The sequence below is a fragment of the Lysobacter sp. DMC97 genome (assembly GCF_056313745.1).
On the sequence record NZ_JBQUZR010000003.1, the window covers coordinates 203,708 to 227,917 of the forward strand.

General features: G+C 70.3%; 22 protein-coding genes. 13 read left to right on the plus strand and 9 right to left on the minus strand.

The window, feature by feature from the left end:
* Genes ACT53Q_RS07085 through ACT53Q_RS07100 form a run of 4 tightly spaced genes read left to right on the plus strand, consistent with a single transcriptional unit; the run spans position 1 to position 2,694 of the window.
* Complete coding sequence (locus tag ACT53Q_RS07085; RefSeq protein WP_476185965.1) at positions 1-957, plus strand: NAD-dependent epimerase/dehydratase family protein; 957 nt, start codon at positions 1-3, stop codon at positions 955-957.
* Positions 954-1,799: a class I SAM-dependent methyltransferase gene (locus tag ACT53Q_RS07090; RefSeq protein ID WP_476185966.1), complete on the plus strand. Its 846-nt coding sequence runs from the start codon at positions 954-956 to the stop codon at positions 1,797-1,799. The genes ACT53Q_RS07085 and ACT53Q_RS07090 overlap by 4 nt, the downstream gene beginning before the upstream one ends.
* Complete coding sequence (locus ACT53Q_RS07095; RefSeq protein ID WP_476185967.1) at positions 1,796-2,098, plus strand: hypothetical protein; 303 nt, start codon at positions 1,796-1,798, stop codon at positions 2,096-2,098. The genes ACT53Q_RS07090 and ACT53Q_RS07095 overlap by 4 nt, the downstream gene beginning before the upstream one ends.
* 11 nt (positions 2,099-2,109) lie before the next feature.
* A complete protein-coding gene (locus ACT53Q_RS07100; RefSeq protein ID WP_476185968.1) occupies positions 2,110-2,694 on the plus strand; it encodes a hypothetical protein in 585 nt (194 codons plus the stop codon).
* Between the two features lie 149 nt (positions 2,695-2,843).
* Here ACT53Q_RS07100 and ACT53Q_RS07105 read toward each other — a convergent pair whose 3' ends face one another.
* On the minus strand, positions 2,844-5,201 hold the full coding sequence (locus ACT53Q_RS07105) for a reprolysin-like metallopeptidase (RefSeq protein ID WP_476185969.1): 2,358 nt from the start codon (positions 5,199-5,201) through the stop codon (positions 2,844-2,846).
* Positions 5,202-5,487: 286 nt separating this feature from the next.
* Complete coding sequence (locus ACT53Q_RS07110; protein WP_476185970.1) at positions 5,488-6,576, minus strand: hypothetical protein; 1,089 nt, start codon at positions 6,574-6,576, stop codon at positions 5,488-5,490.
* A gap of 167 nt (positions 6,577-6,743) precedes the next feature.
* Here ACT53Q_RS07110 and ACT53Q_RS07115 point away from each other — a divergent pair, with 167 nt between their 5' ends.
* The 6 genes from ACT53Q_RS07115 to ACT53Q_RS07140 all read left to right on the plus strand — a co-directional run bounded on the left by ACT53Q_RS07115 (position 6,744) and on the right by ACT53Q_RS07140 (position 14,169).
* The gene (locus ACT53Q_RS07115) at positions 6,744-7,853 is read left to right on the plus strand and encodes a hypothetical protein (RefSeq protein WP_476185971.1); all 1,110 of its coding nucleotides are present in this window, start codon (positions 6,744-6,746) and stop codon (positions 7,851-7,853) included.
* A 149-nt stretch (positions 7,854-8,002) separates the two neighbouring features.
* Entirely contained in the window at positions 8,003-9,136 is a 1,134-nt protein-coding gene (locus ACT53Q_RS07120; RefSeq protein WP_476185972.1) for a hypothetical protein, read from the plus strand.
* Between the two features lie 195 nt (positions 9,137-9,331).
* Positions 9,332-10,435: a hypothetical protein gene (locus ACT53Q_RS07125; protein ID WP_476185973.1), complete on the plus strand. Its 1,104-nt coding sequence runs from the start codon at positions 9,332-9,334 to the stop codon at positions 10,433-10,435.
* Between the two features lie 179 nt (positions 10,436-10,614).
* Positions 10,615-11,700 (plus strand): hypothetical protein, encoded by a 1,086-nt coding sequence (locus tag ACT53Q_RS07130; protein WP_476185974.1) that lies wholly within the window; start codon positions 10,615-10,617, stop codon positions 11,698-11,700.
* Positions 11,701-11,896: 196 nt separating this feature from the next.
* Positions 11,897-12,994, plus strand: coding sequence for a hypothetical protein (locus tag ACT53Q_RS07135; RefSeq protein WP_476185975.1), 1,098 nt, complete (start codon positions 11,897-11,899; stop codon positions 12,992-12,994).
* A 131-nt stretch (positions 12,995-13,125) separates the two neighbouring features.
* Complete coding sequence (locus tag ACT53Q_RS07140) at positions 13,126-14,169, plus strand: hypothetical protein (RefSeq protein ID WP_476185976.1); 1,044 nt, start codon at positions 13,126-13,128, stop codon at positions 14,167-14,169.
* 75 nt (positions 14,170-14,244) lie between these two features.
* Here ACT53Q_RS07140 and ACT53Q_RS07145 read toward each other — a convergent pair whose 3' ends face one another.
* From ACT53Q_RS07145 to ACT53Q_RS07155, 3 genes are all read right to left on the minus strand, one after another.
* A complete protein-coding gene (locus tag ACT53Q_RS07145) occupies positions 14,245-15,183 on the minus strand; it encodes an electron transfer flavoprotein subunit alpha/FixB family protein (RefSeq protein WP_476185977.1) in 939 nt (312 codons plus the stop codon).
* 142 nt (positions 15,184-15,325) lie between these two features.
* Positions 15,326-16,072 (minus strand): electron transfer flavoprotein subunit beta/FixA family protein, encoded by a 747-nt coding sequence (locus tag ACT53Q_RS07150; RefSeq protein ID WP_476170690.1) that lies wholly within the window; start codon positions 16,070-16,072, stop codon positions 15,326-15,328.
* A 151-nt stretch (positions 16,073-16,223) separates the two neighbouring features.
* Positions 16,224-17,810, minus strand: coding sequence for a GMC family oxidoreductase (locus ACT53Q_RS07155; protein WP_476185978.1), 1,587 nt, complete (start codon positions 17,808-17,810; stop codon positions 16,224-16,226).
* Between the two features lie 172 nt (positions 17,811-17,982).
* Between ACT53Q_RS07155 and ACT53Q_RS07160 the strand changes: the two genes are divergently transcribed.
* Genes ACT53Q_RS07160 through ACT53Q_RS07170 form a run of 3 tightly spaced genes read left to right on the plus strand, consistent with a single transcriptional unit; the run spans position 17,983 to position 20,119 of the window.
* Positions 17,983-19,416 (plus strand): NTP/NDP exchange transporter, encoded by a 1,434-nt coding sequence (locus ACT53Q_RS07160; RefSeq protein ID WP_476185979.1) that lies wholly within the window; start codon positions 17,983-17,985, stop codon positions 19,414-19,416.
* A gap of 22 nt (positions 19,417-19,438) precedes the next feature.
* Positions 19,439-19,792: a DUF1304 domain-containing protein gene (locus tag ACT53Q_RS07165; protein WP_476185980.1), complete on the plus strand. Its 354-nt coding sequence runs from the start codon at positions 19,439-19,441 to the stop codon at positions 19,790-19,792.
* A gap of 15 nt (positions 19,793-19,807) precedes the next feature.
* Positions 19,808-20,119, plus strand: a complete 312-nt coding sequence (locus ACT53Q_RS07170; protein ID WP_476185981.1) for a hypothetical protein — start codon at positions 19,808-19,810, stop codon at positions 20,117-20,119.
* Positions 20,120-20,134: 15 nt separating this feature from the next.
* Here ACT53Q_RS07170 and ACT53Q_RS07175 read toward each other — a convergent pair whose 3' ends face one another.
* The 4 genes from ACT53Q_RS07175 to ACT53Q_RS07190 all read right to left on the minus strand — a co-directional run bounded on the left by ACT53Q_RS07175 (position 20,135) and on the right by ACT53Q_RS07190 (position 23,999).
* The gene (locus tag ACT53Q_RS07175) at positions 20,135-20,557 is read right to left on the minus strand and encodes a hypothetical protein (protein WP_476185982.1); all 423 of its coding nucleotides are present in this window, start codon (positions 20,555-20,557) and stop codon (positions 20,135-20,137) included.
* Positions 20,527-21,003 (minus strand): hotdog fold domain-containing protein, encoded by a 477-nt coding sequence (locus ACT53Q_RS07180; RefSeq protein WP_476185983.1) that lies wholly within the window; start codon positions 21,001-21,003, stop codon positions 20,527-20,529. Before ACT53Q_RS07180 ends, ACT53Q_RS07175 begins: the two co-directional genes overlap by 31 nt.
* A 22-nt stretch (positions 21,004-21,025) precedes the next feature.
* A complete protein-coding gene (locus ACT53Q_RS07185; protein WP_476185984.1) occupies positions 21,026-21,406 on the minus strand; it encodes a hypothetical protein in 381 nt (126 codons plus the stop codon).
* 118 nt (positions 21,407-21,524) lie between these two features.
* On the minus strand, positions 21,525-23,999 hold the full coding sequence (locus ACT53Q_RS07190; RefSeq protein WP_476185985.1) for an acyl-CoA dehydrogenase: 2,475 nt from the start codon (positions 23,997-23,999) through the stop codon (positions 21,525-21,527).
* Positions 24,000-24,210: the final 211 nt, after the last annotated feature.

Sequence of the window (24,210 nt, forward strand, 5' to 3'; positions counted from 1 at the left end):
ATGCGCGCGCTGGTGATCGGCGGCAACGGCTTCATCGGCTCGCACCTGGCCGAAGGCCTGCGCGCGGGCGGGCACGGCGTGCGCGTGCTCGATCCCGGCCCGGCGCGCACCGACACCGACTGGACCGGCATCGACTATCGCCAGGGCGCGTACACCGATGCGGCGACGCTGGCCGCGGCGCTGCACGACATCGACACCGTGTTCCACCTCGCCAGCACCACGGTGCCGGCGACGTCGAACCGCGATCCGGTGCACGACGTCTCGACCAACCTGATCGGCGCGCTCGGCCTGATCGACGCGCTGGAAGCCGCGGGCATCCGTCGCATCGTGTTCTTCTCGTCGGGCGGCACGGTCTACGGCAATCCCGAGCGCCTGCCGGTGCCGGAAGACCATCCCCTGCGGCCGATTTCGTCCTACGGCATCGTCAAGGTCGCGATCGAACAGTACCTGCGCATGCACGGCCACCTCGGCCGGCTCGATCCGCTGATCCTGCGTCCGTCGAATCCCTACGGCCCGCGCCAGTCGGCGGCGGGCGGGCAGGGCTTCATCGCCGCCGCGCTCGCGCGTGCGCGGGCGGGCGAGGGCCTGCAGATCTGGGGCGACGGCGAGACCGTACGCGACTACCTCTACATCGACGATCTCGTGCGCCTGGCGATCGACGCCGCCGCCAGCGACGTCTGCGGCACGTTCAATGCCGGCAGCGGCGAAGGCCGCAGCCTCAACGCGGTGCGCGACGCCGTGGTGCGCGTCACCGGCCGCCCGCTGCCCACCGACTACCAGCCCGCGCGCGGCTTCGACGTGCGCGAGGTGGTGCTCGACACCACCGCGGCCCGCACGCGCTTCGGCTGGACGCCGCGCGTCGATCTCGACGACGGCATCGCCCGCACGTGGCGCTGGCATACCGGCGCGGAGCGCCCCGATTCCCCTTTCCCCCAGACCCAAGGATTGCCCCGATGACGTCGACCGCGAGCGACAGCCCCTGGCTGCAGACCCTGATCCGCAGCCTCGATTCGACCCAGACCAGCCCGCTCGGCGAGACGCTGCCCCGCTTCCCGTCCGCGCAGATGCAGGAGAACACCACCGGCCTGTCGGCCGAGGCCGCGCTGCGCCAGGCGTACGCCTTCTATGCCGACGTGGATCGCGCGACGCGCGCCATCGGTCGCGAGATCGATGCGAACACGCGCGTGCTCGACTTCGGCTTCGGCTGGGGCCGCATCTCGCGCACGTTCATGGAGAAGGCGTCGATCCGCAACCTGTACGGCGTCGACGTCGACGCGTCCTTCACGGAGATGACCCGCGACCTGTTCGGCTCCGATCATTTCGAGGTGTGCCCGGCGTTCCCGCCGACGCGCTTCGACGAGGGCAGCTTCGACCTGGTGATCGCGTATTCGGTGTTCTCGCACCTGTCCGAGCGCGCCTGCGCCGAATGGATGCGCGAGTTCGCGCGCCTCGTGCGCCCGGGCGGCGTGGTCGCGTGGACCACGCGCCACGACTCGTTCTTCGGCTTCTGCGAGTGGGCGCGCAAGCAGGGCGCCGCGGCCTCGCCGTACATCCAGGCGCTGGGCGCGCTGTTCCCCGACATCGACGACGCGCGCCGCCGCTACCGCGCCGGCCAGATCGTGCACGCTTCGTCCGAAGGCGTGGGCGGCGGCGGTCCGCGCGACAGCAGCTTCTACGGCGAGACCTGGATCCCCGAGGCCTATGCCCGGTCGGCCTATGCCGAGCACTTCTCGCTGGTCGCGAGCTGCTTCGATCCGGCCCGCTACGACCAGGCCTGCTTCGTCTTCCAGCGCAAGTGAGTTCCGACGACGTGCGACGCTTGCATCGTGAAGAAGGCGGGATCCCGGAGCGTTCCGGGATCGATCGCCGCGGAGCCGGCAAGCGGTCGCACGAAGGCATCGTGATCCGCAATCCGGACATCCCCCGCAAGTCCCGCGTCACTTCCGGCCCGTCGCTGGGCGCCCGTCCGCAGGCGCAGCTCGCGCCGGCCGCGCCCGGGGCCGGCTGGCCGGCCCGCGGGAACGACGGTGACGTGTTCGCATACCGCCGGCCGGGCGAGCAGCATGGGTTGCCCGGTCTTTCCCTGGATACCCGCTGAGGAGTTCCCCCATGACCTTTCCGCTCCGTTCTTCCCTGATCGCCGCCGCGCTCGCGGCTGCCCTCGCCGGTTGCAGCGCGCCCGAACAGCCCGCGGCCGATGCGCAGGCCGACAAGGCCCCGTCGCCTGCCGCCGAACCGGCCGCGCAGGCACCCGCCGAGACGCCCGCGCCCGAACCCGCCGGTCCGCCGTCGCTGCGCGAACTCGACGAAGCCCAGCGCGCCGAGGTGCTGGTCGCCGCGACGAGCTGCAATCTCGAATCCGCCGACGGCCAGGCGTTCTCCGGTGCCGACGTGACCCTGGCGATGCCCAACACGGCCAAGGCCACCGGCTGGCTCCGCGCCGATGCCGCGGACGCGACGCCGACGTCGCCGGTGCTGCGCTTCGAGTCGGAAGACAAGGCCCATGTCTGGGAAGTCCCGGTGCAGCCGACCATCGCCCGCGACGATCTGCCGAAGGCCGGCGGCACCCCGGGCTTCGAGGTCGCGTTCGATGCCGGCGCGCTGGCGTCCGGCCGCTATCACGTGTATCTGGCCTATCGCGCAGGCGACAAGCTCTACGCCTGCGACAACGGCCGCCACGTCTCGGTCCTGTGATCTCCGGCCGCTGATCCGCGCGTCGCGCGGGGGCTGCGGTATTCCCATCCGCCCCCGCACTCCCCCCGCGCGACCTCCGCGTCATCCCACAAACGAAAAGGCCGCCGACTTGCGTCGGCGGCCTTTTGCGTGGAGGCGGGCGGAGCGGCTTACTTCACGATGCTCCAGCCGGTGCCGTACTGGCCGATGTTCGACTGCGTGAAGGCCGTGCCGGTGCTGCGCCACAGGCGCATGCTGCGGTCGCTGGCGCGGCTGACGACCACGTCCTCGATGCCGTCGCCATCGAAATCGCCGGTGGTCAGCAGATCGTAGTCGCTGGCCAGGCCGAAGGCCGACGAGCCCTGGTACACGGCGCCGTCCATCTTCCAGAAGGCCAGATAGACCTTGTTGTTGTCGCGCAGGAGGATGTCGGCCTTGCCGTCGCCGGTGACGTCGGCGACGCCGACCATGTTCCAGTCGGTGCCGTACTGGCCGATCTGCGAGACGGTGAAGCCGCTGCCGGTGCTCAGCCAGACACTGGCGTTGCGGGTGCCAGGGTCGTTCCACAGCAGGTCGGAACGGCCGTCGCCGTTGAAGTCGCCCGCGCCGGCGACGACGTAGGTGACCGGCGTCGCGTAGGTCTGGCCGCTGACGAAGACCGGGCCGTTCATCAGCCAGTAGGCGAACTGGCCGCTGGTCGGGTTGCGCCACAGCAGGTCGTCCTTGCCGTCACCGTCGATGTCGGCCATGCCGATGACGATCCAGCCGGCCGCGTAACCGCCGATGTTGTTCAGGGCGTAGGCGCTGGAGGTGGTGTTCCAGATGTACGAGGACAGCGTGCTGGCGGTCTGGTTGCGCACGACCAGCGAGGCATGCGCTTCGGTGGCGTGCATGAAGCCGCTGACGACCGGCTCGTTGTTGGCGGCGACGCCGAAACCGGCCGAACCGGTGTAGGTCGGGCCGTTCATGATCCAGTAGCCGAGGTACGCCAGCGACGGATTCCACAGCACGATGTCGCTCTTGCCGTCGCCGCTGAAGTCGTTGTGCGGACGCTTGCCGAACGACACCACCGCAGCGCGGAACTGGGCCACCAGCGGCATCGTGAGGTTCAGGCTGGCCGCGTTGTTGGCGTTCGCCGTGCCGGTGGCGCGGCCGGTGTCGGTGTAGGTGACGCTCGGGTTGCCGAAGTAGTTGATCTCGAACTGGCTGCTGTTGGGCAGGCGGTACGCCATGATCGTGTAGAAGCCGGTCGTGGACGTTTCGCGGTAGCCGTACGAGTAGGTGTGGGCACCGGCCTCGGCGCTGTCCTCGATGTTGTGCTGCTGGCCCATGTTGTGGCCCATCTCGTGGGCCAGCGAGGTGTCGGAGCAGCTGTAGGTGCGGCCGTCGGTCTCGTCGACGTCGGTGCCGTCGCTCACCACCGAGTAGCCGAAGTCGGCGTCGCTGCTGTCGATCGTGGTGCCGCCGCCGCCGTTGAGCCAGGAGATGCCGCAACCGGCCTGCTGCGGCTGCTGCAGCGGGCGCACCAGCGACACCAGGTCGCCGCCGTACTGGTCGCGGGCGCTGCGCAGCGGCACCAGGGCCGCCGGCACGGTCTGCGGGCTGCAGCTGGTCGTGGTGCAGGTGATGCCGGTAAGTTCTTCCAGCGCCACGTCGTTGCTGTTGGTGTCGGTGTAGGTGACCTGCAGCGTGTTCACCAGGCGCACGCGCGGCGTGATCGAGCTGTTGGCGTAGGCCTGGTTGGTCAGCGCGACCAGGTTGGCGATGCGGGTCGCGGCCTGCGAGGTGCCGCCGAGGCGGCTGGCGAGGCCGTTGGTGTAGCCCACGACCACGTCGACGATCTGCGACGGGCCGGCCTTGGTGTCGACGCCGCTCAGCTGCGCGGAGACCTTGCTGCCGGCGGTCAGCTGCGCGGCGGCCTTGCGGGTGAGGATCGCGCTGGCGGTGCTCGGCGGGACCAGCATGTCGCTGCTGCCGCGCGTGCGGTTGGCGTCGAGGACGCGGCTGGGGTCGGTCTGGACCAGCCAGGTGCGGCCGCCGGAGGTGGTCAGGCGCAGCGCTTCGGTGCCGCGCTGGGCGATGCGGCCGAAGACCGCCTTCTCGCCGAAGGTGATGACCGCGTCCTGGCCGTCGGCGGTGCGGCCGATCCAGGACCAGTTGCCGTCGAGGCTTTCCTCGACGCGCTGGAAGCCGATGCGCAGGGTCTCGCCTGAGGGCGTGGGCAGTTCGATCGAACGGCCCGGGGCGGCGGCGTGGAGCGCATGCGCCTCGCTCAGTTCCACCGCGCGGTAGGTTTCCGCGCCGCGCTGGATGACTTCGCGACCGGGCGCGTAGGCGAGCAGGGCGCCGTGGTCGGGCATCGAGGCGAAGCCCGCCTGCCGGGTGGCGGCGGCCAGCGCGGTCGGCCGGGGCGTCTGCGGGGTCTGGGTGGACCGCTGCGCGGCGGACGTTGCTTCGGCGTCCTGCCGGTCGGCAGCACACCCGGCGAGCGCCAGGGCTGCGGTCACGCTGAGGAGAAGATGGCGCATAGGGACTCTCGGCTGTGGGCTCCGGCGGACGGAGCAGGGGGGACCTAGGATACGCCGAAGCGGCGTCACGCAGCACCTCGGGACGCGCGTCCGCGCGCCCGGGGCTGAGAGCGACGCCGCATCCGGAATGCCACGGAGTTCACAGTCCGGAAAAGAACGAGTGCGTCCCCCGTGGCGTCCCGATTCTAGGGCCTGTCGACGCGATTTGTGTACGTTGCGCAGTCCATGCCCTGGAGGCACGCCACGGGATTTCGCACCTTGCCCTGCGCACGGGGCCGCGGGGCGTTCAGCGGCCGGGGATCCGGCAGCAGCGCAGGCCGGCCTTGAGCGTGGCCTGGGTGGTGCCTTTGTTCTTGGCCGAACACACGTTCCCGGAGATGAACACCAGCGGCATGTCCCAGGAGGTGCTCTCGCAGTTCACCGCCGTGGCGCCGTAGCCCGTGGGGCAGGTGGCGGTCGCGACCAGATTGGCCGTGGCGCCGACATTGACCGTCGTGGTGTTGGTCGCGCTGTTGACGCACTCGATCGGCGAGGCACGGGGGCGGTCGAAGTAGCCGACGACGTCGATCACGTAATGCGCCTCGGCGTAGCTGAAGAGCGTGAAGTCGAAGGCGGCCGTCGGCGCGCCGGTCGGGGTGACCACCGAATTGTTGACGATGTCGCCGCTGCCGTAGTTCAGGCTGGCGGTGCCCGGCTGCGCGGTGCCGTAGGCGTACGCGGTGGCGTAGCCGGCGGCGGCGGGCGTGACCACGGTGATGTTCAGCGCGAGCGCGGCCGGCGATTCCTGCGCCAGGCCGCAGCTGACGTTGGCGCCGCCCTGGCCGGCGTAGGTGCTGACGCCGGCACCGACGAAGCTGCGGCTGCCGCTGGCCGGGATCGCGCCGGCGGCGGTGTTGCGGGTGTCGACGATGCGGCAGGGCGTGACCGGGGTGTAGACGAGATCCTGGGTGGTGTCGCCCAGCGCCTTCGCGATCGCCGGTGCGCGGGTGTCGATCGGCCCGGGCGGCAACAGCGCCAGCGCCGTGGCGGTGCGGCTCCCCGCGCCTTGGCGCGCGCGGCCGTCCAGCGCGGCCATCGCGCCCTCGAACGTGTCGCGCGCGAGCGCCGCGCGCAGGTCGGCGGCGTCGCCGGTGGCGAACTGCGGCACCAGCCGCATCGCCCAGGCGTGCACATCGAGGCGGTAGACGCGCTGGACGTGGCCGCCCCAGCGGTCGACGAACGCGCGGATGGCGTCCGCGCGGGCCGCGGGGGAGAGGGGCTGCGACGCTGTCGCGGCGGACGGTTGCGGCTGGGTGTCGGCGGGCGCGGCGGCGGCCAGGAAGGGGGCGGCGGCAAGCGCCAGCGGCAGCAGGCGTTGGAAGACGGGCGATGTCATGACGAAGTCCTTCTGCGGATGGGGGATGTCCATGGGAACCGTTGCTCCCGCCTCGCGATCCGGATGCGGCTTGCTGCGCAGCAGCATGCGCCGCCGGGCCGAACCGGCGCGGGAACTTCGTTATAGTGCCACCGGGCAGGCTGCTGCTCTCATCCGGGGAACCTTCGATGTCTCATGCAATCCGCTTCACGGCGGCCGCACTCGCGTTGGCGATCGGCACGCTTGCGACTGATGCCTCCGCTGCTCGCGTGACCGGCGTGACCGGCACGCGCGCCGCGCAACCCGCGACCGCTTCGCTGACGCTCACGCCCAAGGCGCGCGGCGAGATGACCAAGCAATTCGTGCTGCGCTGGGGCGGTTACGTCCAGCGCGTCTACCGCGTGCCGGTCGGCACGTGGGCCAAGCGCATGGTCGCCGACTTCGCGTCGGCCGATCCGGCGAATTTCCGCGCCGCACTCGCGCGCGACACGTTCGAGGGCGCGATGGCCGCGCTGAACGGCGCCGGCCACCGGTTCGACGACGAGGCCGCGATCACCCGCCTCGCGAAGCTGCCGGCGGGCGCCAAGGCGCTGCCGGCGCCGGCCCCGGGGGCGACCGACCTGGTCTACACGCCGATCCAGCCGTGCCGCATCCTCGACACCCGCAACACCGCCGCCGGTGCCATCGTCGCCGACTCCAGCCGCGACTTCGTGTCGATCAACCAGAGCGACTACACCGCGCAGGGCGGCAGCGCCTCCGATTGCGGCACGCTGGGCGTGCACGCCGCGGCGATCGCCATCAACCTCACCGCGGTCGCGCCGGACCGTGGCGGCTACGCCACCGTGTATCCGTACGGCACCACCAAGCCGCTGGCCTCCAGCGTGAACTACGGTGCCGGCGAGTTCGTCAACAACGGCATCATCGTGCAGATCCCCAGCCCGCTGACGACCTCCGACTTCACGGTCTACAGCTACGGCACCGCGCACTACGTCGCGGACATCGTCGGCTACTTCGCCGCCGCGCCCGCCGCCGCGCTGGAGTGCACCGAGACCTACGTCAGCCAGAACGTGGTCGCGAACGACGTCTTCGACATCGCCATCCCGAGCTGCCCGACCGGCTACCGCATCACCGGCGCCGGCTGCCGCACGCCGGGCTTCAACGAGGCCAACTGGGCCATCAACGGGCTGTTCCGCTCGGCCCCGGGCCAGCTGGTCGGCTACTGCTCGGGCCAGAACGCCACCAACGGCACGATCTCGGTGCAGGGCACCGCGCAGTGCTGCCGCGTGCCGGGTCGCTGATCGCACCCGTCCACGCCCCGCGGAACGCCGGCGATGCCGGCGTTCCCGGTCCGGGCCCGGGACGGCCCGGGCGATGCCGGCCCCCGTCGACGGGGCCAGCCTTTAAGATCGGAACGCCCACGTCCGTCACCGCAATTCCGGAGAATCCCATGTCGAAGTCCCTGTCCCGCACGCTCGCGGCGCTGTCCCTCGCGCTCGTGCCCGCCCTGTCCGCGTCCGCGGCCCCCCGCGAGACCGGCGCCGCCGGTCGCGCCCTGCTCGCCGCCGATGCGTCCAGGCCGGTGTCCGCCACGCCGCTGTCGCCCGCCGAGCGCGGCGCGCTGACCAAGCAGTTCGTGCTGAAGTGGGGCTACTACGTCGAGCGCGTGTACGACGTGCCGGTGGGCACCTGGGCCAAGCGCATGGTGCCGAACTTCACCGCCGCCGATGCCGCCAACTTCCGCCGCGCGCTGCTGCGCGACACCTTCGACGGCGCGATCGCCGAACTCGGCGGCAGCGGCCAGCGCCTCAGCGACGCCGCGGTCGTCGACCGCATGGCGCGCGCGTCCAAGCGCAGCGGTGCGCTCACCGCCACCGACCTCAAGAGCCTGGGCGGCCTGTCCGGCGACCTGGTCTACACGCCGATCCAGCCCTGCCGCATCGTCGACACCCGTACCGGTGGCGGCGCCATCGCCGCGAACTCGACCCGCAGCTTCCGCGCGATCAACGCCTCCAGCTACACCGCGCAGGGCGGCAGCGCCACCGACTGCGGCACGCTGGGCCTCAGCGCCAGCGCGGTCGCGCTGAACATCACCGCGGTCACGCCGTCGATCGCCGGCTACGCCACGGTGTTCCCGTTCGGCACCACCCAGCCGCTGTCCTCCAGCGTCAACTACGCCGCGGGCGACATCGTCAACAACGCGATCATCAGCCAGATCCCGAATCCGCTGGCCGCGTCGGACTTCACGGTCTTCAGCTACGCGCAGTCGCACTACGTGATCGACATCGTCGGCTACTTCGCGCCGCCGGCCGCCACCGCGCTCGATTGCACGCAGACCTTCGTCTCCACCACGGTGCTGGCGGGCGCGACCTTCGACCAGCCGATCCCGGCTTGCGCCGCGGGCTACACGCTGGTGGGCGCCGGTTGCCGCACGCCGACCTTCGACAGCGCCGACTGGGGCATCAACGGTCTGTACCAGCCGACCGCGGGCACCGTCGCCGGTTCCTGCTCCGGTCGCAACAAGACCTCCGGCCAGATCACGGTCGAGGGCGTGGGCCGCTGCTGCCGCATCCCGGGGCGCTGATCGCGCAGCCTGCACGGAACGACGAGCCGCCGGCGCGACCGGCGCTCGTCTGCGTTGCGCGATGCCTGTCGTGCGCCGTGCATGATCGCCCCGCGCTGTCCCCTGCATGCCCCATTGGACGTTCTGGTTGATGTGGCACGGATGTCGCTATCCCATCCACGCCCTTCGCTCACTTCACTCTTCCGGAGTCCAAATATGTCCACAGTTTCCCGCGTCGCCACCCCGCTGATGGCGTTCGCCTTCGCTGCGACCTCGATGTGCGCGTCCGCCCAGTCCACTGCCGGCAGCGCGCCCGGCATGGTCCAGCGCCAGCCCGCACCGGCGGTCGCCCAGGGCGCCAATGCGTCGTCGCAGGAACGCGCCGCGCTGACCCGGCAGTTCGTCAGCAAGTGGGGTGCCTACGTCCAGCGTGTCTACGGCGTGCCGGTGGGCACCTGGGCCAAGCGCATGGGCCCGACCCTGGGCCGGGTGGACGGCGACAACTTCCGCAATGCGCTCAAGCGCGACACCTTCGAAGGCGCGATGGCCGAGCTCGGCGGCAACGGTGAGCAGCTCACCGATGCGCAGATGATCGACCGCTTCGCCGCCAAGGCCGGCGCCGCCGGCACCGTCGGCACCAAGACCCTGGGTTCGCTGAGCAACGATCTGGTCTATACCCCGGTCACGCCCTGCCGCATCCTGGACACCCGCAGCACCGCCGCCGGCGCCATCGCCAACAACAGCACGCGCAGCTTCGTCGCCATCAATGCCAGCAGCTTCACCAGCCAGGGCGGCAGTTCCACCAACTGCGGCACGCTGGGCCTGAACGCCACCGCGGTGGCGATCAACCTGACCGCGGTCACGCCCGCTGGCGCCGGCTACGCTACCGCCTATCCGTTCGGCACCGCCCAGCCGGTGGCCGCCAGCGTGAACTACACGGCCGGCGCCATCGTCAACAACGCGCTGATCGTGCAGATCCCCAACCCGTTGTCCTCGTTCGACTTCACCGTCTACACCTTCGCCCAGTCGCACTACGTCGCGGACATCGTCGGCTACTTCGCGCCGCCGCTGGCCACCGCGCTGCAGTGCCAGGACACCGCGAACACCACCGTCGCCAACATCGCCGCGGGCGGTACCGCCAACGCGAACGCACCGGCCTGTCCGACCGGCTACACCCAGACCGCGACGAACTGCGAGACGTCGAGCTGGCTGATGCCGATCGTGTTCAGCCACAGCGGCACATGCTCGGCGCGCAACAACGACACCATCGCGCAGGACCTGCGTGCGTCGCGCACCTGCTGCCGCGTGCCGGGGCGCTGATCCTCCAGCGCGCGTCCTCCATCGCGAGCGGTGCACGAAGAGCCGGGGAAACCCGGCTCTTTTTCCTGGTCGCCGATCCTGCCCCGGACACGTCCCCCGCCGGCACGCTGGCCGTCCCGTGTGATCGATCCCGTTGTAGGCACAATGCCTTCGACGTCCGAAGGCCTCCGGAGACGACCATGAGATACCTGCTGGGTGTTGCTGCCGCGATCGCGGCGGCCGCCACGATCTGTCCTGCCTCCACCGCCGGTGCCGCGTCGCCGCAGCCGGCGGCGGTCGCCGGTGCGCTCACGCCCGCCCAGCGCGGCGCGATGACCCGGGCCTACGTGCTGAAGTGGGGCGGCTATGTGCAGCGGGTGTACCACGTGCCGGTGCGCGACTGGGCGAACCGCATGGTGCCGACCTTCGTCCACGCCGACCCGGACAACTTCCGCAAGGCGCTCGAGCGCACGACGTACGAGGGCGCCTCGGCGACGCTCAGCGGCGCGGGCGCGAAGCTGTCCGACGCGCAAGTCATCGACACGATGGCCCGTGCCAGCCTGGCGCCGCCTTCTGTGCGGCCGGAGATGCTGGCGAAGACCCTGGGTGCCGCGGCGACCGATCTGGTCTACACGCCGATCACGCCGTGCCGAATCCTGGACACGCGCGTCGCCGGCGGCCCGCTGGGCGGCGGATTCACCCGCGACTTCAACGCGGTGGTGGGCTCGGGCGGCAATTTCGGCAGCCAGGGCGGCAGCGCGACCGACTGTGGCGCGGTGGCCGCGGGCCAGGCGGCCGTCGTCATCAACGTCACCGCGGTCACGCCCTCGGGCGCGGGCTTCGCGACGGTCTATCCCTTCGGCGCGACCCGGCCGCTGGCCTCCAGCGTGAATTACACGGCGGGCGCGATCGTCAACAACACCGTGGTCGCGAAGCTGCCGAATCCGCTCACCACGAAGGACTTCACGATCTACACCTTCGCCACGTCGGATTTCGTCGCTGACATCGTGGGCACTTACGCACCGCCGCAGGCGACCGCACTGGACTGCGCCACGGTGTCCGGCGTGCCGACGAACGTGAACGCGGGCGCGTACGTGTCGCTGCCCACCCTGTTCTGCGCGGCCACCTACACGCCCACGGGCCTCGCCATCAGCGCGGGCGAGAACGTCGTGGTCGCGGACAGTTACACCGCCGGCAACGCCGGGCAGATCTTCGTGCGGAGCCTGAGCGCCAACGCCCAGAACGTGACCGCGAAGATGACCTGCTGCCGCGTGCCGGGACGCTGACCGCGCACCGGTGCCCCTGGATCCGACGACGAGCGCCGGGGAAACCCGGCGCTTTTTTCGTTCGCGATCGCCGGTCGTCGCGCCGACCACGGCGCGCAGGCCGTGCCTCAGTGGCGGTGGAATGACCGCGTGGACCGTCGAACTGCGTTCCTGTGTTGCAGTGGGGGTCCGTCTTTCTTCCGTTCCGGAGGTCTTCGTGAAATCTGTGTCCTGTGCCATCGCTGCGGTCGCGACCGCGATCGTGGTGGCCTGTTCCCCGTCCGTCGCCTTCGCGGCCCCGGCCAAGCCCATCCTCGTTTCGGCACCGGCCGGTTCGCTGACGCCCGCCCAGCGCGGCGCGATGACCCGGGCCTACGTGCTGAAGTGGGGTGGCTACGTACAGCGGGTGTACCACGTGCCGGTGCGCGACTGGGCGAACCGCATGGTGCCGACCTTCGTCCACGCCGACCCGGACAACTTCCGCAAGGCGCTCGAGCGCACGACGTACGAAGGCGCATCGGCGATGCTCAGCGGCACCGGGGCGTCGCTCTCCGACGGGCAGGTGATCGACACCATGGCGCGCGCCAGCCTGGCGCCGACCTCGGTGCGGCCGGAGATGCTGGCGAAGGCCCTCGGGACCGCGGCGTCCGATCTGGTCTACACGCCGGTCACGCCCTGCCGCATCCTCGACACCCGCGTCGCCGGCGGCACGCTGGCCGCCGGCTTCACCCGCGACTTCAACGCGGTGGTCGGCTCGGGCGGCAACTTCAGCGCCCAGGGCGGCAGCGCCACCGACTGCGGCGTGGTCGCCGCGGGGCAGGCGGCGGTGGTGATCAACCTGACCGCCGTCACCCCGAACGGGGCCGGCTTCGCGACGGCGTATCCCTTCGGCACGACGCGGCCGCTCGCGTCCAGCGTGAACTACACCGCTGGCGCGATCGTCAACAATTCGATCGTGGTGAAGTTGCCCACGCCGCTCACGACGAAGGACTTCACGGTCTACACCTTCGCCTCGTCGGACTTCGTCGCCGACATCGTCGGCACCTACGCGCCGCCGCAGGCGACCGCGCTGGAATGCGTCACGGTGAGCGGGACCGCGGTGAGCGTCCCGGCCAACACCTACGGCTACGGCTTCGGCGTGGCCTGCCCCGTGGGCTACGGGTCCACCAACGTCGGCTTCCAGGCCGCACAGAAGGTGGTGATGGCCGACGGCTACATGGGCCCGACCTCCGGCAATTTCTTCGTCTGGAACCAGGACAGCAACGCGCAGGTGGTGACCCCGTGGGTCCACTGCTGCCGCGTGCCGGGACGCTGAGTTTTTCTTCTCGCGCCAACGAAAAAGAGCCGGGGTTTCCCCGGCTCTTTTTTTCATCCGGGACGACAGCCGGGGGCGCGGCGATAGGATGCGGCGTGGACGGTGTGTCCACGTCGAAACGAGTGAATACCATGGAAAGGAAGAAGATTCGTGCGTGCCTGTTGCTGGCGGGCCTGATGTCGGTGTGCGCAGCCGGGGCGGCGTCGGCCGGGGACGTTGCACTCTCGCCGGCACAGCGCGGCGCACTGGCCGGGAGTTTCGTGCGGAAGTGGGGCGCGTACGTCGAACGCGTCCATGCGGTGCCGGTCGCCGACTGGGCGATGCGGATGGTGCCGACTTTCGTGCATGCGGACCCGGAGCGTTTCCGGCATGCGCTGGTGGCATCGACGTTCGATGCAGCGCTCGCCGATCTCGATCGCGGCCTGCCGCGGCCTTCCGTTGGCGCGAAGCCGGCGAAGGTCCTGGGCGCCAGTGGTTCCGACCTGGTCTACACGCCGCTGGCGCCGTGCCGGATCGTCGATACCCGCGTGGCGGGAGGCCCGATCGCCGCCGGGCAGAGCCGCGCGTTCAACGCGAGCGCCGCTGCCGGCGGCGGTTATGCCGCGCAGGGCGGCAGTGCCGGGGATTGCGGATCGTTGACGTCCAATCTCGCCGGCGCCGTCGTGCTGAACGTCACGACGGTGGGGCCGTCCATCGCCGGCTACGCCACGGTCTATCCCTACGGAGACCCGCGGCCGGCCACCGCGAGCGTGAACTACGGTGCCGGCGGCATCGTCAACAACACCGTGGTGACGCGTATCCCGAGTCCGCCGCAGAACAAGGATTTCAGCCTCTATTCGCTGGCGACGTCCGACTACGTGATCGACATCGTGGGGTATTACGCGGCGCCGGTGGCGACGGAACTTTCGTGCGTCGGGATGAAGATGCCGCTCGTGGTCGATCCGATGTTCAGCTTCCGAATCTTCCCCGGGGCTTGCCCGACGGGATATTCGTTTGTCGCGGGTAGTTGCCGCACGGAAAACATCGTCGCCGATCGCGTTGACTGGACGATCACGGGCATGTTCATGGAGGACGCGACATCGAGAATGCGGCCCGCTTGCACGGGCATCAATCGCTCCGATACCACCGTGACCGTCACCGCGATCGTGCAGTGCTGCCGCGTCCCGGGCCGCTGAGTCTTTCCTCCGCCGCCAACGAAAAAGAGCCGGGTTTACCCGGCTCTTTTTCGTCTGCGCGACGCTGGCGGGCGATCAGACCGCCGCCTGCAGCTCCGGCAGGATCTGGAACAGGTCGCCGACCAGGCCGATGTCGGCGATCTCGAAGATCGGCGCGTCGCCGTCCTTGTTGATCGCGACGATCGTGCCGGCGTCCTTGATGCCGGTGAGGTGCTGGATCGCGCCGCTGATGCCGACCGCGATGTACAGCTCCGGCGCGATGATCTTGCCGGTCTGGCCGACCTGCAGTTCGTTCGGCACGTAGCCGGCGTCGACCGCGGCGCGCGAGGCACCGACCGCGGCGCCGAGCTTGTCGGCGAGGTCGTACACGATCTTGAAGTTCTCGGCCGAACCCACGCCGCGGCCGCCGGAGACGACCTTCGACGCGCTCTGCAGGTCAGGGCGGTCCGACTTGCCGGCGGCCAGGGCGACGAAGCGGGTGTGCGTCGGCAGCGCGGCGTCGACCGACGAGGCCTCGATGGCGGCGCTGCCGCCGCGGGCGGTTTCCGGCCACGACGCCGTGCGCACGGTGGCGACGACGGTCTGGTCGGCCGGGGCCTCGACGGTGACGATGGCGTTGCCGGCGTAGATCGGGCGCTTGAACACGTGCGCGCCGTCGACGGCCATCACGTCCGACACCTGCGACACGCCCAGCAGCGCGGCGACGCAGGGCATCAGGTCCTTGCCGAAGGTGGTGCTGGGGCCGAAGACGTGGGTGTAGCCGGCGGCGACCTGCGCGATCTGCGGCGCCAGCACCTGCGCGATGGCGTGGGCGTTCGCGGCGTTGGCGACGGTGACGACCTTCGCCACGCCGGCGATCTGCGCGGCCTGCGCGGCGACGGCGGCCGGATCGGCGGCCAGCACGACGATGTCGATGGCGGCTGGGTTCAGCGCCTGCGCGGCGGTGACGCAGCGCGCGGTGGCGCCGTTGAGCTTGCCGTCGAGATGTTCGGCGACGATGAGAACCTTGGACATTGCGTTGTTCCTCGTAGGGCGGGCCTTGGCCCGCCGTTGCGGAAATTCGGTTTGCGATGCACGTGAGTCGAAGCGGCTTCGATCATTGCGACCTGCATCGGCAAGGTCGCAATGGCGGGCCAGGGCCCGCCCTACGCTTGCGTCACAGCAGACCCTTGGCCTTCAGCGCCGCGACCAGTTCGGCCGCGTCCTTCACCATCACGCCCTTGCTGCGCTTGGCGGGCGGTGCGTAGTGGGTGGTCTTGAGGGTGTCGCCCGAGGCGACGCCGAGGTCGGCCAGCTGCAGCGTTTCCAGCGGCTTGCTCTTGGCCTTCATGATGTCCGGCAGCTTGATGAAGCGCGGCTCGTTCAGGCGCAGGTCGCTGGTGACGACGGCCGGCAGGTCGACTTCGAGCGTTTCGAGGCCGGCGTCGACTTCGCGCACCACCGTGGCCTTGCCGTCGGCGATGTCGAGCTTGCCGGCGAACGTCGCCTGCGGGCGGCCCCACAGCGTGGCCAGCATCTGGCCGGTCTGGTTGGCGTCGTCGTCGATCGCCTGCTTGCCGAGGATCACGAGGTCGGGCTGTTCCTTCTCGACCAGCTTCAGCAGCGCGCGCGCGGCGGTCAGCGGCTGGATCGCCTGGTCGGTGACCACGTGGATGGCGCGGTTGGCGCCCATCGCCAGACCGTTGCGCAGGTGCGGCTGGGCGTCGGCCGGGGCGATCGTGGCGACCACGACCTCGGTCGCGATGCCCTTGTCGCGCAGGCGCAGCGCTTCTTCCAGCGCGATGTCGTCGAAGGGATTGGGCGAGAGCTTGACGCCGTCGGTGACGACGCCCGAACCGTCCGGTTTGACCTGGATGCGGACGTTGTAGTCCACCACGCGCTTGTAGCCGACGAGGATCTTCATCGAGCGGGAGTCCTTGAATTCGAGAAGGCTTGGATCGAAGGGGCCTGGAGCGGAAAGGAACGCCCGGGACGGAAAACCCCGGGCGAAGACGGGCAATTTTAGCGGTTCGGGGCGGGCGTCGCGACCTTGCGGGCACCCGGCCCCGGCGGGCTCACGCCGCCCGGCCGAGGATCAGGTCGGCGGCGCGCTCGGCGATCATGATCGTCGGCGCATTGGTGTTGCCGCCGATCAGCGTCGGCATCACCGAGGCGTCGACCACGCGCAGGCCGTCCACGCCGCGGACCCGCAGCTGCGGGTCGACCACGGCGCCGGCGTCGCTGCCCATGCGGCAGGTGCCGATCGGGTGGTAGACGGTCTCGGCCTTGGCGCGGATGAAGTCGATCAGGCCGGCGTCGTCGAGGTCGGTGCTGGCGGGGAAGATCGGCTTGCCGCGGAAGGCATCGAACGCCTTCTGCGCGAGGATCGTGCGCGAGATCTTCGCGCATTCGACCATCATCTTCAGGTCGAAGCCTTCCGCGTCGCCGAGGTAGTTGGCGTGGATCCGCGGCTTGTCGCCGGCGCGGTTGCTGCCGAGCGTGATCCGGCCGCGGCTGCGCGGACGCAGGAAGCAGGCGTGCAGGGTGTAGCCGTCGCCGGGCAGGCGGCGGCGGCCGTGGTCGTCCAGCATCGCCGGCACGAAGTGGAACTGGATGTCGGCGCGGTCGTCCGGCGCCAGCGGCGAGCGCGCGAAGCCGCCGGCCTCGGCGATGTTGCTGCTGCCCGGGCCGCTGTGGCCGCGCAGGTAGTAGGTCAGCGCGGTCATCACGTCGCTCACGCGGTCGTAGGTCACGCGCCGGGTCGAGTGGAACAGCGTGCAGATGTCGAGGTGGTCCTGCAGGTTGCCGCCGACGCCGTCGAGGTCGGCCACCACGTCGATGCCGAGCTTGCGCAGGTCGTCGGCCGGGCCGATGCCCGACAGCATCAGCAACTGCGGCGAGTTGATCGCGCCGCCGCAGAGCAGCACCTCGCGCGCGGCCGGCTGGTGGTGGGCCTTGCCGCCCATCGTGTAGGTCACGCCGCTGGCGCGGTGGCCGTCGAAGGTGATGCGGCTGGCCCGCGCGCCGCTGTGCACGGTCAGGTTGGGACGGCTGCGCGCCGGGTTGAGGTAGGCCACCGCGGACGAGCAGCGGGCGCCGTCGCGCTGGGTCACCTGGTAGTAGCCGACGCCCTGCTGCCCGGGGCCGTTGAAGTCGCGGTTGAGCGGCAGGCCGGCCTGCTGCGAGGCATCGAGGAAGACTTGCGACAGCGGGTTGGTGTAGCGCAGGTCGGAGACGGACAGCGGGCCGTCGGCGCCGTGCAGGGCGTCTGCGCCGCGGGTGTTGCCTTCGGACTTGCGGAAGTAGGGCAGGACGTTGTCCCAGTGCCAGCCGGTGGCGCCCTGCGCGGCCCAGTCGTCGTAGTCGGCGGGCACGCCGCGGATGTAGCACATCGCGTTGATCGAGCTGGAGCCGCCGAGCACCTTGCCGCGCGGCCACCACAGCGTGCGGTGGTTGAGGTGGGGCTCGGCGAGCGTGTCGTAGTCCCAGTTCACGCCCTTCTGGTTCACCAGCTTGGAGATGCCGGCGGGCATGTGGATGAAGGGGTGCCAGTCGCGCGGGCCGGCTTCCAGCAGCAGCACCTTGACGCCCGGGTCCTCGCTGAGTCGATGGGCGAGCACGCAGCCCGCCGAACCGGCGCCGATGATGATGTAGTCGAACACGCGCGGCCCCCTGAAATCGTATGCGCGCGACACTATGCCCGCCGCCTAGAGCAAATGCTCGGCGGAAAGGGCGTCTGCGAGGCCGCGGCGACGGGCCCCGGGGCGGGCTGGCGGCGCCGGTTGCCATCCGCTACCGTGCGCGCTGGATCCCCGACCGCTCCCGGACCGCAGCATGACCGTCGACGACCAGACCGGCCATTCGGGCGTCCACCCCGGCGGGCCCCGCGTGCAGGCGGGCGAACGGCAGGCGGTCGCCTGGTCGTTCCTCTACTTCTTCAGCATCCTCTCCGCGTACTACATGCTGCGCCCGGTGCGCGAGCAACTGTCGGGCGCGGTCGGGTCCACCCAGCTGCCGTGGTTCTACGCGGCGACCTTCCTCGCGACCCTCACCCTCACGCCCGTGTTCGCGTGGCTGATCGGCCGCTACCCGCGCCGGATCGTGGTGCCCGGGGTCTACCTGTTCTTCATCGCCTGCCTGATGGGCTTCGTGCCGCTGTTCACCCATGAGGGCCTGCTCACGCCGCGTGCGCTGGGCATCGTGTTCTTCGTGTGGGTCAGCGTGTTCAACCTGTTCGTGGTCGCGGTGTTCTGGAGCTTCATGGCCGACATCTGGAGCGACCGGCAGGCGCGCCGGCTGTTCCCGGTCATCGGCCTCGGCGGCGCGTTCGGGGCGATCTTCGGCCCGGCGATGGCGTCGTTGCTGGTCGGCGAGATCGGCGTGCCGCCGCTGCTGGTGGTGGCGTCGTGCCTGCTGGGCGTGGCGATGCTCTGCGCGTGGTGGCTGGGACGCTGGTCGTCCGCGCACGGCCACCGCGCGAAGGACCCCGGCCACGACGCCCCGGTCGGCGGCGGGATGTTCGACGGCCTGCGCCAGGTGTTCTCCGATCCCTTCACCCGCGGCATGGCGCTGATGCTGCTGCTGGGCGACGCCATCGGCACGATCAACTACGCGCTGGTCGCGGATTTCTCCGGCCAGACCTTCCACGACGCCGCGGAGCGCACGCGCTTCTTCGCCAACCTCGACCTGCTGACCAACGGCCTGCAGATCATCGTCCAGGCCACGTTGACCCGCTGGCTGCTGGCGCGCCACGGCGCCGCGCCGGTGATCGTGATGAAGGAAGCGGCGACGGTGCTGGTGCTGTTGCTGGTCTGCATTGCCGTGGACCCGAACGCGCCCGTGACCGGCATCGCCGCGGCCGAGGCCGCGGCGCGCTTCGGCGGCGGCGAGGGCCTGGTGCTGTCGTTCGTGCAGGGTCTGATGCAGACCGCGGTCGCGATGCCGTGGGTCGGCCTGGCGATGGTGGTCAGCCGCGGCCTGGCCTACGGCATGGTCGGCCCCGCGCGCGAGAGCCTGTTCGCGATGGCGCCGCGCAGCCAGCGCTACAAGGGCAAGAACGCCGTCGACACCGCGGTGTGGCGCTTCGGCGACCTCAGCGTGGCGCTGGGCATGAACGCGCTGCGCAAGTTGCACGTCGTCGTCGCCGGGTTCGCGGGCATTGCCGCGCTGGCGTCGCTCACCTCGGGCGTCGTCGGCTGGCGCCTCGCCCGACGCATCGAACGCGAATCGGCCGAAGCCGAGGCGCTGCCGGCCGCACCCGCGGCCTGACCTTTCCAAGGAGAACCACAGGATGTCGTTCCTCGCTCCGTCGCTGATCGTGCTGGTCGGCCTGCTGCACGTGTACTTCCTCGTCCTCGAGATGTTCCTGTGGACGAAACCGCTGGGCATGAAGGTGTTCCGCAACACGCCGGAGAAGGCCGAGACCACCCGTGTGCTGGCCGCGAACCAGGGGCTGTACAACGGCTTCCTCGCCGCCGGCCTGTTCTGGGCCGCCGCGTCGGGCAGGCAGGACATCGCGCTGTTCTTCCTCGGCTGCGTGGTGGTCGCGGCGCTGTACGGTGCGTACAGCGTGAGCAAGCGCATCTTCTACGTGCAGGGCGTGCCGGCGATCGCGGCGATCGCGGCGGTGCTGTTGGCGGGTTGAGCCCGGCGTCCCTTCGTGTCGCTGCAGTGCGCCGCTTGCCGTGCGGATCTGACGCCGGAGGCGGTGCTGTCCTCGGCGCGCCATGCATGGCCACACGGTTGGCAGGATTTCGTCTGCCCGCATTGCGGCAGGGTCGGCCTGTTCGAGATCCACGGACGGCAGTTGACGATCGGAGCTCCCGACGGCTTCCCGGGCCCCTGCTTCATCGTCGAATCGGAGCAGGGCGTCCCGGGTCTGGTGTCGGAGCGGAACGAGAACAACGACATCGACGTCAGGATCGGCGACCGGCAATGGACGATCCGGTCGCGCGTGCCGCGAAACGCCTGAGTCCGTCTCTCCGGGTCAGCGCAGCAGCGGCCACGCGAACAGCGTGGCACCCAACGCAAACACGACGCTGAGGGCGTGCACCAGCGGGTGGTGCACGCGCAGGAACACGACCTGCTGGACCAGGCGCACGATCCAGAAGACCGACATGCCGGCGAGCACGGCGCGGCCCAGCGGCGTGCCGCACAATTCGGCCGGGAACCACAGGCACAGCGCGGCGACGCCGAGGAATACCCAGATCAGCTGCACGTTGGCGATCTGCAGGATCGCGCGGTTCGCGAACGTGGTCTCGCGCAGCGTCGCCGGCCAGCGGAACAGGCGCCAGAACGCCATGTGGAATACCGCCAGCGCGAGGCTGTGCGCGGCGCAGAGCATGAGGACGGGATCGGCGGCCACGCGGGCGTCCGGGCTCAGCCGCGCGGCGGCTTCGGCGACAGCCACATCGCGATCGTCGCGCGGAAGACGATGTCGCCGGCCGGGTCGTGCACGTCGACGACCACCGGCAGTTCGTAGCCGGCGTCGGCGGCGACCACCGGGATCGCGGGCGTCGCCACGCCGCGCATCGTGCCGACCGCTTTCTTGCGGTATTCGACGGTCATGCCTTTGGGGATCCAGCGCATGCCGTCGGGCAGGCTGGCCTCGGTCACCATGCCGCCGGCGAGTTCGGCGAGGTTGCACAGCGCGATGGCGTGGACGGTGCCGAGATGGTTGGTCACTGCGCGGCGATGGCGCAGCACGGCTTCGCAGCGGCCGGGTTCGAGCACGGTGATCCGCGGGCGGATGCTGGCGAAGTAGGGCGCCTTGAAGCAGATGGCGCGCGAGAACAGCCACTGCCCGGCGGGCCAGCGGCGCATGCGGTCGTGGAGGGCGAGGGTCTTGTTGGCCATGGCGTGCGGGTCGGCGGCGGGGTCAGGCGAGCAGGGCGAGGAGGCCGGCGGCGCCGAGGCCGATCCAGCCGGGATGGCGGCCGCGGGTGGCGACGAGCACGAGCGCGGCGCTGCCGAGGGCGGCGCATTCGAACGCACGGATCGCGAACGCATCGATCGGTTGCCCGGGCGCGGTGGCGAGGCGCCAGAGGATCGCCGCCAGCGCCCAGCCGAACACGCTGGCGATGTGCCAGCTCGCCCACAGGATGCGGATGTGCCGGCCGCGCAGCGGCGGGGCGTTGTCGGTCGGCAGCCAGCCGGCGCTGCGGACGTGGTGGAAGATCAGGAACTCGCCAATCACCGAATGCGCCACGCCGACGCAGGCGAAGACGATCGCGGCAGCCGACAGCAGGGACGCGGACATGCAGACCTCGCGGAAGGAGGACGGATGCGAAGGGGTGCGGGTGCGCAAACCCCGGAGACGCGAACGGCGGGAAAATCCCGCCGTTCGTGAGGTCATGCGGCTTGCGTGCCGGCGCCGGTCAGGCGGCGGCGCGGTGCGCCTTCGGCGCCGTCTCGTCGACGTAGCCGGCCGAACGCAGTTCCCACGATTCGAAGTCGTCGACCATGATCGTGTCCAGCGTCAGTTCGCGCAGTTCTTCCAGCTGCTTGCGCTCGTCGGCGGTGATCCAGCCCTCGCGCACGCCCTCGTCGAGCTGCGCGGGGAACTCCAGCGCTTCGATGTCGCTGTTCTTCAGCGCCTTGAGGAACTTGCGCTCCACCGGCTCGGCCAGGATCACCTTCGCCAGGTAGCTGTTCACGCGCGCCGCCGGGTTGTTCTCGCACGGTTCGAGGAACAGGTCGGCGCCGAGGCGGTCGCGCGCTTCGCACGGCGTCATCAGCAGGCTGGCGGCGCGGTGGCCCAGGCGGTCGCTCGGCGCTTCGGCGCGGCGGCCCCACGGGAAGATCACCGCCCACAGCAGCCAGCCGACCGGACGGATCGGGAAGTTGCGCAGCGCGCCGGAGAGCGCGAGTTCGATCTTGTGGATCGCGTCGTGGAAGGCCCAGGCCAGCAGCGGATGGTCCGCGACCGGACGGCCCTGGTCTTCGTAGCGCTTCAGCATCGCGCTGGCGATGTACAGCTGACTGAGCACGTCGCCGAGGCGGCCGGACAGCGATTCCTTGAACTTCAGCTTGCCGCCGAGCAGCAGCATCGAGGTGTCGGCCATCACCGCCAGCGCCGCCGAGTAGCGGTTGAGCTTGCGGTAGCAGCGGCGGGTGTATTCGCCGCCCGGCGCGGTGCCGATGCGGGTGCCGGTGAAGCCGAACCACCACGCGCGCACGGCGTTGGAGATGGCGTAGCTGATGTGGCCGAACAGCGCGGTGTCGAACTGGGCGATGCGCTCCTTCGGATTCTCGATCTGGGTCGCCTTCATCTCCTTCATCACCCACGGATGGCAGAGGATGGCGCCCTGGCCGAAGATCATCAGGCTGCGGGTCATGATGTTGGCGCCTTCGACCGTGATCGCGATCGGCACCGACTGCCAGTTGCGGCCGGCGTAGTTGCGCGGGCCGAGGATGATGCCCTTGCCGCCGTGCACGTCCATCACGTCGCGGGCCACTTCACGGCCCATCTCGGTGCAGTGGTACTTGGCGATGGTCGACGGCACCGCGGGATTCTCGCCGCGGGCGACCGCGGCCGCCGTCGCTTCGGACAGCGCGCTGCAGGCGTAGGCGCGGCCGCCGATGCGGGCCAGCGCTTCCTCCACGCCTTCGAAGCGGCCGACCGACAGGCCGAACTGCTTGCGGATGCGGGCGTAGGCGCCGGTGACCAGCGCGCCCATCTTGGCGCCGCCGCTGGCGGTGGACGGCAGGGTGATGGAGCGGCCGATCGACAGGCATTCCATCAGCATGCGCCAGCCCTGACCGGCGTATTCCTCGCCGCCGATCAGCTGGCTCAGCGGCACGAACACGTCCTTGCCCTTGATCGGGCCGTTCTGGAACGGCGAGTTCAGCGGGAAATGACGGCGGCCGATTTCCAGGCCCGCGGTGTCGCGCGGCACCAGCGCCAGCGAGATGCCGATGTCCTTCTTGTCGCCGAGCAGGCCGTCGGGGTCGTACATGCGGAACGCCACGCCGATGAGGGTCGCGACCGGCGCCAGCGTGATGTAGCGCTTGTTGAGCGTGAGGCGGATGCCGACGACCTTCGCGCCGTTCCACTCGCCCTCGCAGACGATGCCGTAGTCGGGGATCGACGTGGCGTCGGAGCCGGCGAATGGGCCGGTCAGCGCGAAGCACGGCACTTCACGGCCGTCGGCCAGGCGCGGCAGGTAGTGGCGCTTCTGCTCGTCGGTGCCGTAGTGCATCAGCAGCTCGGCCGGGCCGAGCGAGTTGGGCACGCCGACGGTGGAGCTGACCACGCTGGAGACCGGCGCCAGCTTCTGGATGACCTTGTGGTTCATCAGCGCCGAGAAGCCCAGGCCGCCGTATTCCTTCGGGATGTTGAGGCCGAAGAACTTGTTCTGCTTGATGTAATCCCACAGCTCCGGCGGCAGGTCGGCGCGGACGTGGGTGATCTCCCAGTCATTCACGCGACGGCACAGCTCGGCGCAGGGGCCGTCGAGGAAGGCGCGCTCTTCGTCATTCAGCTCGGGCTTCGGCAGCGACAGCAGCTTGTCCCAGTCCGGCTTGCCGGAGAACAGTTCGCCCTCGAAGCCGACCGTGCCCGATTCCAGCGCGGTGCGCTCGGTGTCGGACAGCGGGGGCAGGAGCTTCGTGTAGAAGGTCAGCAGCGGCGAGGTGATCAGCGCCTTGCGCACCGGCGGGATCAGCATCGGCAGGGCCACCAGCGCGGTCAGCGCGGAGGCGACCAGGGTGGCGGTGTGGTTCGCGCCCAGCAGCCAGCACCCGACCAGCAGGGTGGCGGCGATCGCCGCCCAGACCGCCATGCGCAGGCGGTGGTAGGCGCAGAACGCGGTGGTGAGCAGCAGGGCGAGGAAGGGCAGGACGAGACTCATGGCAACTCCGGCGGACATCGGCGCGACGGGGAGGGGATCGCGGCGTGGCGTCGCGATCCGGGCGGGAGCGGTGCGCCACGGCGTTGCCGGCGACCCGTTTCCATACGCCAAAGTATGGACACGCGATTTCGCCGCTGTCAATGTGCCGCGAAACCCCGGAAATCCGGTTTGCAATCGTAGTCACACGATACTTTTGCGATCGCTTCCGTAT